Source organism: Paraburkholderia domus, assembly GCF_905220705.1.
Lineage (GTDB): Bacteria > Pseudomonadota > Gammaproteobacteria > Burkholderiales > Burkholderiaceae > Paraburkholderia > Paraburkholderia domus.
Genome location: NZ_CAJNAT010000023.1, coordinates 39,685 through 53,648, shown reverse-complemented (window position 1 = coordinate 53,648; position 13,964 = coordinate 39,685). Strand labels below are relative to the sequence as shown.

General features: G+C 57.5%; 12 protein-coding genes. 6 read left to right on the top strand and 6 right to left on the bottom strand.

Going from position 1 to position 13,964, the window contains the following annotated elements:
* Nucleotides 1-27: 27 nt before the first annotated feature.
* The 6 genes from KHO31_RS28810 to KHO31_RS28785 all read right to left on the bottom strand — a co-directional run bounded on the left by KHO31_RS28810 (nt 28) and on the right by KHO31_RS28785 (nt 8,555).
* Nucleotides 28-1,410 carry a TolC family protein gene (locus tag KHO31_RS28810; RefSeq protein WP_211624654.1) on the bottom strand — a complete coding sequence of 461 codons (1,383 nt, stop codon included), beginning with the start codon at nt 1,408-1,410 and terminating at the stop codon, nt 28-30.
* Nucleotides 1,411-1,552: 142 nt separating this feature from the next.
* Nucleotides 1,553-2,986: an HlyD family type I secretion periplasmic adaptor subunit gene (locus KHO31_RS28805; protein WP_211624652.1), complete on the bottom strand. Its 1,434-nt coding sequence runs from the start codon at nt 2,984-2,986 to the stop codon at nt 1,553-1,555.
* A complete protein-coding gene (locus KHO31_RS28800; RefSeq protein WP_211624650.1) occupies nt 2,986-5,112 on the bottom strand; it encodes a type I secretion system permease/ATPase in 2,127 nt (708 codons plus the stop codon). The genes KHO31_RS28805 and KHO31_RS28800 overlap by 1 nt, the downstream gene beginning before the upstream one ends.
* Nucleotides 5,113-5,211: 99 nt before the next feature.
* Nucleotides 5,212-7,104: a hypothetical protein gene (locus KHO31_RS28795; RefSeq protein WP_211624647.1), complete on the bottom strand. Its 1,893-nt coding sequence runs from the start codon at nt 7,102-7,104 to the stop codon at nt 5,212-5,214.
* Nucleotides 7,101-7,691 carry a hypothetical protein gene (locus KHO31_RS28790; protein WP_211624646.1) on the bottom strand — a complete coding sequence of 197 codons (591 nt, stop codon included), beginning with the start codon at nt 7,689-7,691 and terminating at the stop codon, nt 7,101-7,103. The genes KHO31_RS28795 and KHO31_RS28790 overlap by 4 nt, the downstream gene beginning before the upstream one ends.
* 459 nt (nt 7,692-8,150) lie before the next feature.
* Complete coding sequence (locus KHO31_RS28785) at nt 8,151-8,555, bottom strand: hypothetical protein (RefSeq protein WP_211624644.1); 405 nt, start codon at nt 8,553-8,555, stop codon at nt 8,151-8,153.
* A gap of 557 nt (nt 8,556-9,112) precedes the next feature.
* On the opposite strand from KHO31_RS28785, the gene KHO31_RS28780 reads away from it, so the two are divergent.
* From KHO31_RS28780 to KHO31_RS28755, 6 genes are all read left to right on the top strand, one after another.
* Entirely contained in the window at nt 9,113-9,862 is a 750-nt protein-coding gene (locus KHO31_RS28780; protein WP_201077627.1) for an IclR family transcriptional regulator, read from the top strand.
* An 83-nt stretch (nt 9,863-9,945) separates the two neighbouring features.
* A complete protein-coding gene (locus tag KHO31_RS28775) occupies nt 9,946-10,701 on the top strand; it encodes a transporter substrate-binding domain-containing protein (RefSeq protein ID WP_201077629.1) in 756 nt (251 codons plus the stop codon).
* Nucleotides 10,702-10,718: 17 nt separating this feature from the next.
* Nucleotides 10,719-11,387: an amino acid ABC transporter permease gene (locus KHO31_RS28770; protein ID WP_201077631.1), complete on the top strand. Its 669-nt coding sequence runs from the start codon at nt 10,719-10,721 to the stop codon at nt 11,385-11,387.
* Nucleotides 11,384-12,160, top strand: coding sequence for an amino acid ABC transporter ATP-binding protein (locus KHO31_RS28765; RefSeq protein WP_154562861.1), 777 nt, complete (start codon nt 11,384-11,386; stop codon nt 12,158-12,160). The genes KHO31_RS28770 and KHO31_RS28765 overlap by 4 nt, the downstream gene beginning before the upstream one ends.
* The gene (hutG, locus tag KHO31_RS28760; RefSeq protein WP_201141929.1) at nt 12,157-13,155 is read left to right on the top strand and encodes a formimidoylglutamase; all 999 of its coding nucleotides are present in this window, start codon (nt 12,157-12,159) and stop codon (nt 13,153-13,155) included. The genes KHO31_RS28765 and hutG overlap by 4 nt, the downstream gene beginning before the upstream one ends.
* Before the next feature lie 306 nt (nt 13,156-13,461).
* The gene (locus tag KHO31_RS28755) at nt 13,462-13,884 is read left to right on the top strand and encodes a MarR family winged helix-turn-helix transcriptional regulator (protein ID WP_201077636.1); all 423 of its coding nucleotides are present in this window, start codon (nt 13,462-13,464) and stop codon (nt 13,882-13,884) included.
* Nucleotides 13,885-13,964 lie beyond the last annotated feature (80 nt).

The window sequence follows — 13,964 nt, the reverse complement described above, 5'->3', positions numbered from 1 at the left end:
GCGCGAGACTGCCCCACCATCCGATACTTAACGGCTCCCCATTTGTATGTCCCTGGCGCTCAGCCGTCCCAGCTTCGCTGCAAGATCGAGTCGCGCCGCACGCCAATCCGTCAGGGCCTGAATGCGTTGACGGTCGGCCTCCGATAAAGACGACTGTGCGTTGAGCAATTCGAGGATGTTGCCGACGCCAGCGGCATATCGGTGCTTTGCCGCATCGAAGGAGCGCTGGGCGATCTGCAATAGTGCGGCGGCATTGCGCACGTTCTCGACGTCGGTCTGCAGCGCCTGATAGCTTTTCCACACATCGAGCCCGACCTGCCGTCGCGCTTCGTCGAGCGTGTATTGCTGCACTTCGATTTGCGCATGCGCCAGCCGTACCTGATAGGTCCTGCCGAAGCCTTCGAACAATGGAATCTGTACCTGGACACCAAAATACCAGTCATGTCCTGTGGCCGCAAATTGCGGCTCGCCGAAGCCCAGACTGGCAGGCTGGTTGTTCTGACTGTACTTCGCAACCAAACTGAAGTTCGGCAGACCTTGGGACCGCGTTTGCTGCTCCTTCGCGATCGCGGCGTCGAGTTTCGCCTTTGCAGTTGCGACATCCGGATGCGAGCGTTGGGCATCGGCAATCATCTCCGCGACCGATTCGCTGAAATCGTGATCGGGTGCGACGCCGTCGTTCACCGCAGGCATGACGATAGCTCGAGCGGGATTGAGGCCCATATCGGAAGCGAGTGTACCTAGTGCTACTTGCAGGTCGCCTGACGCCTTCGCCCTGTTGAACGTTGCCTGAGCGTACGACGTCTGCGCTTGTAATTGGTCGGAGATTGCCGCAACGCCATGGCTTACGCGCGCGGATGCGGCTACAAAACTATCGTGCGCAATGCGTTCCGTTTCTTGGGCGGCTACGAACTTGCCGGCCGCAGCCTGTGCGGAATAGTAATCCGTCGCCGCCGTGGAAAACGCGGCCTGCAGCGTGGCGTCCTGGCTAGCTCGGGCAGCGGTTAGCAACGCTTGCGCATTTCGCAGCGCTGCCTTTCTGCCGCCGAAGTCGAACAACACCCAATTGAGCGAGACCGAACCCGTGTGAACAGTTGAACGATTCGCTGAACTGAGGCGCGGGTAACCGGTGACATCCGTGACCGAGTCGTCGCGCACTTCTTGCCACGCGGCTGAAACGTTCGGCAAATACGCCGACTTTGCCGCGCCAACGCCGGCAGCCTGCACCTTGACCTCGGCCCATGCCGTGCGGGTCTTCGGATTGTTACATAGCGTTCGATTCACCGCTTCGTCGAGACGCAACGGCTCGCCCGGCGCGCCGAACTCGCAAGGCGAAATGGCGTTAGCGGCGAATGTTGCGGCCGGTGTGTCGGGAACGATGGCGCTCGTTCCGAATACATCGAGCGCCATCGCCTTTCCCGGCGTGCCTGCCAACAGTGATAGACATAACAAGGCTAACGCTGCTCGAATGTATCGGGATGCCGCGCCGGCTCCGGGGCGGAGGGGCGTGCATGCTTGTGCGTGTATTGGAGACAGGTTGTGGCCTGAGCGATCAACGTTCACGCAAACTCTCGCCTACAGTTTGTACCAGCGGATCGAGAAAATAGCTCGCGACGCTGCGTCGGCCGGTCCGGATTTCGGCCGTCACTTCCATACCCGGCGTCAGATTGATTGACTTGTTGTTGATCTGCATCTGATTGGTCGGTAGCCTGATTCGGGTCGTAAAGGTCAACCCTTGTTTCCGGTCCTTGCCCTGCGCGGCGTTGTTCGAAACGGCCGTGACTTTCCCCGTCAAATAGCCGTAACGCGTGTATGGAAAAGCATCGATCTTGACAACGGCGTCCTGTCCCACGTTGACGAAACCCACGTCCTTGTTCTCGACATTCGCTTCAACTTCCACCGCGTCGTCAGGTACTACTTCCATTAGCGCCTGTGCAGTCGTGACCACTCCGCCGAGTGTGTGCACCGATAACTGCTGCACCGTCCCGGTGACGGGTGCATAGAGCGTCAACAGCGCTTCACGTGTCACGGCCTTGGTTTCGTCTTCGCTGTTCTGCGCGAATTGCTGGTTTGCCTTGTCGAGTGCGTCCAGTTGTTCGCGTGAGAATTGCGAGGTCGTCTGTTCGATCGTCGCCCGCTGAATTGCGATTCCTGCGCTGAGTTCGCGAGCGTGGCTTTGCTGCGCGGCAAGCTCATGCTCCTGCTCGATAGCGGCCTGTTCTTTGCTGAGATAGTCGTGCTCTGCTACGTACTTATCTTTCGCGAGTGTCTTGTAGTCGTTCGCTTCGCTACGCGCGAGCGGCGCTGTCGCACGCAGCTTCGCCACTTGTTGATGGGTGGTTGCGAGTTCGGCTTCCCGCTTCAAAAGCTCGGCGCGCGATGCAGTAAGCCTGTCTGCGTATTCGCGATAGAGTCCTTCGGCGAAGCGTTGGGCTTCTTCCTGCTGCGTTTGCGATGCGCCATCGACGATCGCGACCATCGGCGTGCGATCAGTTTTGAGCGAGTCCAGCAACGCCCGCGCTCGCGCAGACGACAGCGCGGCATCGACGCGTGCGGATCTTGCCTTGTGTGCGTCAGCTGTGGCTTGCGTCGCGTCGAGAGTCAGCAGCGCCTGTCCCTCTTTCACGCGCTGGCCGTCGCGGATCAGAATTTGTCGCACGACGCCCGTGATAGCCGGCTGAACAGTTTTCACGCGCACGCTCGGAATCAATTTACCCTTGGCTGTCGCGACAATATCCAGTTTGCCTATCACTGCAACCAACAGGATCAGAAAGCCGAGCGCGACGATGACGCGCATAGTCCAACGTGGCACCGGGTGCGGCGGGGTTTCGACCAGTTCGAGATTCGCGGGGAGGAATTGCAGTTCATGTGTCGTACGGTCTGGCGTGTCGAGGTGATCGCGAATCGTCCATGCTGAACGAAAAATTACGCCGTAGTGTCTGCACAGGTCAGCAATTGCTTTGACCTTCAGGAAATGAGTGGTCATCAGTCGTTCTGCAACGATACCAGGTGCGCGTAATAGCCATTCATCCGCAGCAGCTCGTCGTGGCTGCCGCGTTCGACGATCTGCCCTTTGTCCATCGCGACGATCTGGTGGGCGTGACGCACCGCGCTCAATCTGTGCGCGATGATAATGACCGTGCGACCGTGGCATATGGCCTGCATGTTGGTCTGAATCACTCGTTCAGTTTCGAAGTCGAGCGCGCTGGTGGCCTCGTCGAAAATCAGAATGCGGGGGTTGGTCATGAGTGCGCGTGCGATGGCAATGCGCTGACGCTGTCCGCCTGAGAGCGTAGAACCATGTTCACCCACAGGCGTGTCGTAGCCCTCGGGTAACTCGGAGATGAAATCGTGTGCGCCGGCAAGCTTTGCAGAGTGGATAATCCCCTCCAGCGACGCGCCCGGGTCCGTCACCGCGATGTTCTCACGAATCGATCGGTTGAAGAGCAGGTTCTCTTGCAACACCACCCCGATCTGCCGGCGCAGCCACGCCGGATCGGCGAGCGCGAGATCGATTCCATCGATGCGCACGCGCCCATTCTCCGGCACGTATAAACGCTGCAACAATTTGGTTAGCGTGCTCTTGCCCGAACCCGATCGACCGACGATGCCGATGCTCTGTCCCGCGGAAATTGTCAGGTCGATGCCGTTGAGAACGGTTTGGCTGTCCGGGCGGTAGCGGAAGCGCACGGCCTCGAAACTGATCTCGCCCCTGACGGCAGGTAGCGTCTGCCGGCTTTGTGGCAGTTCCGTGCGCGTGTTCAGGATGTCGCCCAGCCGGCTCATCGAAATACCGACTTGCTGGAAATCCTGCCAGAGCTGCGCCAGTCGGAGCACCGGCGCACTCACACGTTGCGACATCATATTGAACGCGATTAACTGGCCGACAGTCAGTTTGCCGTCGATAACGAGCTTCGCGCCGAAGAATAGTGTCGCCAGCGTGACGAGCTTGCCCACTAATTGAATGAGTTGCTGTCCGATGTTGCCTAAGGCGCTGACCCGGAAGCTCGCTGCGACATAAGCGGCGAGTTGATTGTCCCAACGGCGGGTGAACTGCGGTTCGATAGCCATCGCCTTAACCGTCTGGACACCGGACACGGCCTCCACCAGAAATGCCTGGTTGTCGGCTCCGCGTGCGAACTTGTGATCCAGACGCTCCCGTAAGATAGGATTCAGCGTCAGCGAGACGACGGCATAAACCGGCAGCGAGATCGCGACGATCAATGTGAGCCATACGCTGTAAAGACACATGACACCGAGAAAGATCACCGAAAACAACAGATCGATGACCGCAGTAAGTGCCTGGCCGGTGAGAAAGCTGCGAATGCTTTCAAGTTCGCGAACGCGCGCGACGGTGTCGCCTACGCGCCTTGCTTCGAAGTAAGCGAGCGGCAATGCCAGCAGATGGCGAAAGAGTCGCGCGCCGAGTTCGACATCGATGCGATTGGTCGTGTGCGAGAAGACGTAGTTTCGCAAACCCGTAAGCAGCACTTCAAATACCGAACTCACCAGCAGAGCCACGCAAACCACACTAAGCGTGCTGTAAGCCCGATTGACGATCACTTTGTCCATCACCACCTGGAACATCAGTGGCGAGACGAGTCCGAATACCTGCAAGACCATTGAGACCAGCAGCACTTCGAGCAGCAAGCGACGATACTTGACGACGGCCGGGATGAACCACGAAAAATCGAATCGGGCCAGTTCGCCGGCAAGCGACGCTCGCGAAGTGAACAGCAGCATGCGGCCGGTGCAACGCTCGATCACTTCGCTAATCGACTTCGTGCGTGGCGCCTGCATGCCGGGTTCAAGCACGAGCGCGGTCGTGCCGTCGGAACCGGCAAGGATAAAATGCCGGCCCGTGTGGTCGAGCGCAAGCGCTGGGAAGGGGGTTTTTCCAAGTCGCTCCGGCACAAAAGGCACGGCTCTGGCTCTCAGGCCGATTGCACGAGCAGACAGAACCAGCTCAGCTTCGGAGAATGCGTATCCTTCGAGGGCCGCCGCGTGTCTTATCTGTGAAGCATCTGTTGCGATTCCGTGAAAGCGAGCGATTACGACCAATGCGGCCAGTCCGGCGTCTTCCAACTGCGCCGGTTGCTCTTCATGTCCCATTGTTTAATCGGAGAGAGTGCTGATTGGTAAGCGCGAAGGTGCGCGGATTCCCGCATGACTGCGGGAATCCGCGACGCACGATCGTCGGTTCAGATGGTCTTAGTGCGAAGAAGCTGCCAGTAAAAGCTGGTTTTCTGGCTGAGTGGCCGCAAGAGTTATCGACGCCGACGGCTCTGGGGCGTAGGCTGCCATCGCGTCGATCAACTGGGCAACTTGATGATCGGGGGCGGAATAGGCGTTGGTTGCTCCATTCGACTGCGAGTCGTAATTGTTTGCGACCGCACTCTGCGCCGCCGTCAGCGTGGTCTCGTTCGCGGCGTTGCTGCTATGGAGCATAGTCATCGTGAGCGAGCCGGGGCTGCGGTACACAACCGTTTCCGACCCGTCGGCGTGGACTTTGTTCATACCCGTGCTTCCGTGTGTTAGCGGATCCAAGAAAAACCGAGTTCCGGAGCCGTCCGCTATGAAGTTGAACATTTCGATCGGTCCTTCCGAATTGTATTTATAAGCGGAGCCCGAGCCGCTGGGATAGACCATAGTCATTTGTGTTTCCTTTCCGGTCAGCGGATCGTAGAGCGTGTCCATACGAAAACCGTCTGGAGTGGTGTACACCCACTCGGTCATTACATCCGCCGCGTTATACGTGCGCCGATGTATGGTCTCGTCGTCGTACTTCACGACCAGGTCTTGCGAGCCGTCGGCTTTAATGGTGATGTCGTTCGTTGCGCCAACTTCGAACGTTGCGCCGCCGAGTTCGCCGTTGGGATTGCCGGATACCGTAATGATTCCATCGGCGACACTGATGTTCTCTCCCGTGATCTCATTCGAGATCACGTTGCCGGATGCGGAACCGAGTGTGACCGTTGTGCCTTCGGATGCGTAAATTGTGTTGCCGGCTCCCTCGATGCTCGCGCGGTTTCCGGGCGCAAGCGAGACCATGTTGTTGTCACCGAGCACGGTGACCTGATTGTCGGTCCCCATGACGTAAACAAACTGAAACTCACCACCGCCTGAGGGATTGCTCATCGGCGCAACGGTGTACGTGCTCGACGAACCGGTGATGAACACCTCGGTCACGAGATTGCCGTCCGAGTCTGTGGAATGGGACGTATAGCAGCCGTCTTTGTAGATATCTAACGTTAGTGGTTTGTTCGCGTCGGTCTGGGGCGCGGGGTTGTTCGCTTCAGTCTCGGGAACGGTCCAGACGCTTTTTCCGGCGTTTACGGACGGATCCTTCAATGGTCCGTCGTCAGACACCGTCCCCACAAGATAGGTCACGCCAGATTCGAAGGTATAGAGTGTGCCGCCGTCACCTTGCGTAACGACGGTCGTTGCTTTCTCAGCCGTGTATCCGATGATCCAGCCTGCGTCGTTGACCTGCGGTATCAGCATTCCGCCGGATAGCGTGGACTGCATTGCGTCGGACATGGTATTTTGGAACTCGGCCTGATCTGACGGGGTGAGTTGGCTGTAGTAAGGCTGAATCAGGTTCTTTAGCTGGGTTAATCCGTTTGACAACGTATTCTGATCGTTCGTATCCAATATTGATGCCGCGACCATCAGCGAGCCGAGGACCGTGAGCGCGACGGCTACCTGCGGAAACATCACTGTGCCCGCCAGTAAAACTGCACCGGAAAGCGCATCTAACTCACTGGTAGTAATGGTCTCTCCACGACCTGCGAATAATTTATTGGTAATGGGAACTGCCGCTAGGCTGATACCGAACACGGAGGCTGTGGCCCCGGCTTTACCCAACAGCTCGGTGGCTTTCTCGGAAGTCGGGGAAAACTGTTGCAAGGTTTGCTGCATGCCTCCGGCAACCACACCGAACAAATCATTTGCAGCTCCAGCGGTAGCGATGACTTTCTTTGACGTAGCTTGCTCGGCGACCGCTTGCTGGGCGGAATTTGTCGCATCTGCCACACTGACGGACGAGCCGGTAATAAAGGCGACGACATCGCCGACGGCTTCAATAAAATTTTGTGCTTTCACTTAATTGTCTCTGGAAATTTTTTTCTGAGCTTGGTTGCATTAAAAAGAGAGATAAGCCATAGCGGAATAATCAATCCATATTCCCATAATAATCTTTTTTTTCCGAACGGTTCACGATTAAAATCAAGACTTCGATTTGACTCCTCCCGACCAAGTAATACGTGTCCGTCCACCTCGCTAATAAGCGTAGGCCAAAAAAATCCACGACCGTCTTGGAGCAGGAAGCCTTCCACGTAAAAATTTACTCCCGAGTTGGCTTTTCCTATTTTCGAAATATCCAAGCTATTATCTAATAATTGATATACTTTCCCATTAGCCGCATGAAAATCGATGGCGCGCTGCCTATTAATCGAGCGTCGATTAAAATTTCCGACCGTGAAATTACCGACGCTTCGAACAAGAGGCGCTTCCGGTGGCACCGCCCCCATGTAAGATTGACTGAAAGCTAAATTAAAGAGTGGAAATGCCACCGTTAGAGCGACGGCCGTACTCAGGACGCCTCTTTTCCAGCGATATCCCTCCCCAATCTGATAATCCGATCCGTTAAGTAAAATCGAAAAAGCCTTGAGCAAGCTTATATTTGACATACGTTATATTTCGATCGGTCAATGAGGTTTGGTAGATGATTGCCAAATAAAAAGTCGGTGCGACATATGCAGGTATGTGCGGCTGAACATAATTTTTATCTTTAACGAAACGAGCCGACATCGTATCATTTTGTAATTATTCAAACACCAGCGCAGAGGGAAAAATATTATAAAATTCGAAATTAATTTGTCATTTTTTGCAAACAATTCACGACAACCGCCTGAGGTCTTAAAAATTCTCAGATAAATGATTATTTTCTAGGATTCTTCTCAACGAAAGGTAGCGGAACTAAGACTCGGGCGGATTCATTCCGCTTTGACGCGACTCACGCGGCATTGCAGCGTTAAAATAACCTGTTAATTGGTTGAGAGTATCCGAACCTCAACATCGCCTCGAGGATTCTCGCCCCATGCTTGGCGCCTTTGAGACGTCACCTATCTGACCGGTCAGGGCTGTCGCTATATCGCAGCACCAGCCTCGCGAGCGACCTTTCGCTGCTGCCCACCGAGCCAAAGAAAAAGACCTCCGAGCGGGCCAAAGCAAATTAATTCGAGCAATACAATCACCCCAACATCTGTGAAGACCGATTCCTTGGTGGGACTAAATGAAACTGCAAAAAGGATCAAAGGAAAGCAGATAAAAATCCAGCCCAGTGCAGTCGCTTTCCTGGCTTGTTTCAACAGTACGCCTGCCCCGCCTGCCTCTACTAACGCAAACTGTGCCTTGGTCATACCCGAGGCTTTGGCCCGTTTCCATCGACGCCACCGGACCAGTGCGTTTAACAAGACGATGATGGCGAACGCCAGCTGCAACATGTGGCTTGTGTATGTGGTCATGTTGAAAACGATGTATGGGATTTGCATCCACGTTTGAAAAGGATAACTAAATTATATTTTGGTCCCCTAAGATAAATGTGGCGAAGGTGTCACATCAACAGCGTTGGAAAAATTTCACAAATTGCGGATTGATTCGATCCCTTGAGTGTCCCGCAAGTGCCGCTACTTCGTGTGAGGCGTCCTTAAAACCTGGTCGAACAAATTAAATTACGGATACGTCACCGAGCGAGTTTGGACGGTAATTATCATTTTTCACCGCAGGGTAGATCGCCTAAGTGCTGGCACGGACTGGGACAGTTGATGTGGGGGTTGGTGGTGCTGACAGATGGCGTGCTAACGATGTCGGACGCCCCCTCGATTCGGTGGCCGAGGGCGCCGCCATGCTGGCGCTTCACTCTTCAAAAAGCGTCTGTTTCTGATTGGTCATATTGTTTGGCCCAGTTGCCACGCGCTGACCACTGCCTCATTTCTCCTTTCTCCGGGAAAACCCTCTGCACACATTCCCGCTCATTGGGAATCCATTTTTTGAAATCCGAGAATGTTCTGGCATTCTGATCCCACTATGCATTGTGGATAGATTCATCGTGAACGCGGAACCGGGTGTGACAGGGGCTGAACGAGTATTGCTAGTGCTGGCGGCGCTCGCCAGTCATGGCAAGGCCATGTCGGTCAAAGATCTCCTCGCTGTCACCGGTCTTGCGCAAAGCACGCTGTACCGGCAAATCGCCTTGCTCAAGCGCTGGGGTTTCGTTGCTGAAAACGCGGGCTATTACGCGCCGGGTCCGATCAGCCTGCAGCTCGCGCTTGGCTTCGACGTGAATTCGCAGCTCGTCGAAGCGAGCCGCAGCGAAATGCAACAACTCGCGCGTGCCTCGCAGGAAAGCATCGGGCTGGTGGTCGCGGTCAAGCATCAGGTGATGTGCCTGGAGATGGTCGACAGCCAGCACTCGTTGCGCTGTTCGTTCGAAAAAGGCCGTGCCGTGCCGCTGAAAGCCGGTGCTTCGGCGAAATCGTTGCTGGCATTCATGGCCGACAAGGCGCGCACTGAAGTGCTCGATAGCGTGTTCGACAACGACCCCGTCGGCCGTGCCGCGATCGAAGCCGAACTCGAACAGATTCGCGCTCAAGGCTACGCCGTCAGTGACAGCGAAGTCGACCCAGGCGTGTGGGGCGTGAGCGCCCCCATATTTCATCGTAGTGGACGCGGCGCCGGGAGCAGCGCGTCGATCACGCTGATGGCGCCGTCCACGCGCGCTATCGGCCGCGAAAGCCAATTCATCGACGGGACGCTACGTACGGCCCGCGCTATTTCCGAGCATATGCAAACCGATTGATCGAGCAAGGCCGCCCGCGGCCGGAATTCGATCTGGATACCGAACGAACTGAACGAACTGAACGAACCACCAGGAGCCCTTCCATGAAACTGAATCGACTGTTGTCCCTCGCATGCGTCACGTTTGCAGTGACGTTGGCCGGCTTTTCCGGTGCGGCGTCCGCCCAAACGCCGGACGTACTGAACGTCGCCACCGACGCGACCTTCCCGCCGATGGAGTACACCGAAAACGGCGCCCGCGTCGGATTCGACGTTGACATGATGAATGCGCTCGCGAAAGCCATGGGCAAACGCGTGCAGTGGACCGATATCGACTTCAAAGGCTTGATTCCGGGCTTGATCGCGCATCGTTTCGACGCGGCGATCTCCGGCATCTACATCACCGATGAGCGCGCGAAAGTGGTCGACTTCACCGACTCGTACTACGCAGGCGGCCTCGTTGCGCTGGTGAAAAGCGATTCGCCGATCAAGTCGGTAGCCGATCTGAACGGCAAGAAAGTGTCGGTCCAGGTAGGCACGAAATCGGTCAACTTCCTGCGCGACAACTTCCCGCAAATCAACCGCGTCGAAGTCGAAAAGAACCAGGAAATGTTCGACCTGGTCGGCATCGGCCGTGCCGACGCTGCCGTCACCGGCAAGCCGGCCGCCTATCAGCTGGTGAAGACGCGCGGCGGTTTCCGCGTGCTCGACAAGCCGCTGACGACCGAAGCCTACGGCATCGCCGTGCGCAAGGATGAGCCGCAACTGAAGGGGGCACTCAATACGGCGCTGGCGAAGATCAAGGCCGACGGCACGTACGCGGCAATCGTCAAGAAGTGGTTCGGCGCCACTGCGCAATAACAGGCTGAGCAGACATAATGGAACTCGACTTTTCGCCGGTGATTGCCGGCTGGCCGGACATCATGCATGGCGCGCTGGTGACGGTCGAAGTGACCGCCGCCGCGCTCGCGCTGAGCTGTGTACTGGGCCTGTTGATCGGTATCGGCCGGCTCACACCGAAGCGGCGCATCGTGTACGGCTTGTGTACGGCGTACCTCACGTTCTTCCGCGGCACGCCGTTGCTCGTACAACTTTTCCTGTTGTTCTTCGGGTTGCCTCAATTCGGCATTCTGTTGCCGGCTTTCGTGTGCGGGATGCTGGGGCTCGGTCTGTATTCGGCGGCCTATGTATCGGAGATCGTGCGCGGTGCGATTCAGTCGGTGGATCGCGGGCAGATGGAAGCGGCGCGTTCGATCGGCATGTCGTCGGGGCAGGCGATGCGCGCGGTGATTCTGCCGCAGGCGATCGTGCGGATGATTCCGCCGCTCGGCAATGAGTTCATTGCATTGATCAAGAACTCGGCACTGGTGTCGCTGCTGACGATCGACGATCTGATGCACGAAGGCCAGAAGATCATCAGCGTGTCGTACCGTTCGCTTGAAGTGTATCTGGCCATCGCGCTGGTGTATCTGGTGCTGACGCAGGTGACCAATTACGCGCTGCATCGTGTGGAGCGCCGCTTGCGTGCAGGAGGGATGGTGCAATGAATACCGTAGCCAAAGTGGATGGACCTATCGTCAGCATTCGTGGGCTGACCAAATCGTTCGGTTCGCATACCGTGCTTAACGGCATCGACTTCGATATTCAGCCGCAGCAGGTGGTGGTTGTGATCGGGCCGAGCGGCTCGGGCAAAAGTACGTTCCTGCGTTGCTGCAACGGGCTTGAACAGGCTGAAGGCGGCACGATCGATATCTGCGGGCATCGGCTGGTAGATCACGGCGCGATGCTCAAGGAGCGCTCGCTGAACGCACTGCGCACGGAAGTGGGCATGGTGTTTCAGTCGTTCAATCTGTTTCCGCATCTGTCGGTGCTGCATAACATCACGGTCGGTCCGCGGATGTTGCGCGGGGCCAGCAAGGCCGAAGCCGAAGCAGCTGCAACCGCGTTGCTGGAGAAAGTCGGCCTCGCCCACAAGGCGCATGTGATGCCGGCGAGTTTGTCGGGCGGTCAGAAGCAGCGTGTTGCGATCGCCCGTGCGTTGGCGATGCAGCCGCGCGTGATGTTGTTCGACGAGCCCACTTCCGCGCTCGATCCCGAGTTGGTCGGCGAAGTGCTGCAAGTGATGAAGCTGCTCGCGAGCGAAGGCATGACAATGGTGGTCGTCACGCACGAAATGGGTTTCGCGAAGGAAGTTGCCGACGTGGTGGTGGTGATGGACGGCGGCGTGATCGTCGAGGCCGGACCGCCCGCCGAGATTTTCTCGGCGCCGTCGCAGCCGCGCACGCGCGCTTTTCTGCAGGCGGTGTTGTCGCGCGCATGAGAGTTCCGTTCGATGACAAGGTGTGGAGCGGGCGTTCCGACGATGGCGAACCCGGCGACACCCGGCGTATTTTCAATCAGGTGGTGCCGTTCGGCGGCGCGTCACGCATTGAAAGCGATGCGCCGGTGATCGTCGGCTTTGGTTCCGATGAAGGCGTGCGGCGCAATCAAGGGCGTACCGGCGCGGCACATGCGCCGAAGGAACTGCGTCGAGCGATGGCGGCCTTGCCGGCGAAGATGTCGATGGCGGCGCTCGCCGATGCGGGCGATGTGGTGTGCGACGACGGCGACCTCGAAAGCGCGCAGGCGGAACTCGCGAACGTGGTGAGCGAAGTGCTCGCGAGCGGCGGCCGCCCGTTGGTGCTGGGCGGTGGCCATGAAGTTGCGTGGGGGACGTATAGCGGTTTCCGCTTGTATCAGGATCGCTTGGATGGGGCTGCCGACATGGGTGCGGGAGCCGCAACAACGTCGGCCACTTCAGCGACAACCCGCAAGCTGCTCATCATCAACTTCGACGCCCACTTCGATCTGCGCCAGAAGCGGCCGGCTAATTCGGGCACGCCGTTCGATCAGATTGCGAACGAATGCGCCGAACGGGGTGTGCCGTTCAACTATGCGTGCTTTGGTATCAGCGATCTGGGCAACACCGCTTCGCTGTTCGCACACGCAGAGGACCTCGGCGTGCGCTACGTGCTCGACATCGATATGCAGGAGCCGCAATTGCCGCAGCGTCTGGACGATCTCCAGCAGATGCTGGATTCAGCGGACGACGTCTACTTGACCATCGATCTCGACGTGCTCCCGGCCGCCACCGCGCCGGGCGTATCGGCGCCTGCCGCGTTGGGCGTGCCCTTGTCGGTCGTCGAAGCGATGGTGCAGCGCGTGCGTGCGTCGGGAAAGCTGCGCGCGGCGGATATGGCGGAGTACAACCCGTCTCTCGATCAGGATAAGCGCACGGCGAGGGCGGCGGCGAGGTTGGCGTATCGGCTGCTATAACGGGCGCTAATCGCGTCGCACGGCAAAGGCCACACCAAACAGAACGGCTCACCGAATGACTCCGGCGAGCCGTTTTCCATTTCAGCCGCGCGTACTTACTGCACGAACGAGCCGTCGGCGCACGTGCCCACTGCGGCATAGACATCTTGTCCGTGTCCTCACTGTGCCCTGGGGCGTACACGGACATTTCAAACAGGCGTATTAATGAACATTGATTTCGGAAACGCTCGTTGACCAGATTTTGCAACACAGTGTTCAACGCAAGCAAACTTGACGCTGTGCGTATGCACATATACACTGCCGAACATGAACCGTCCTCTCTCTTACGACGAATGCAATTGTTTTGCGCTGCGCCAGGCGGCGCGGCACGTCACGCAAATCTACGAGCGCCATCTCGGCGAGGTAGGGCTGACCGCTGCGCAGTTCACGATTCTCGCCAAGCTGGCGCGCACGCCGAACCTGCCGATGGTGGATCTCGCTGACGCCATGGTCATGGAGCGCACCACACTGGTCCGCGCCATGAAACCCTTGCAGCGCGACGGGCTGGTGGTCGCCGAATCGGCGGAGCATGACGGCCGCACGTTTTTGTTCAGTCTCACGGAGAAGGGCGAAACGACCTTCGATCAGGCGGCAATCGCATGGCGTGCCGCGCAGGACGAGTTCGAGGAAAAGTTCGGCCACGCGCGTGCCAAGGCGCTGCGCTCCGAACTCTTCAGCATCACCGGATAGACACAGCGTATGAGCTCGTTCCGACGAGCTTTGCTACGCCTGATTATGTGCATACGCACTTACGAGAAGGAAGCGCAGTG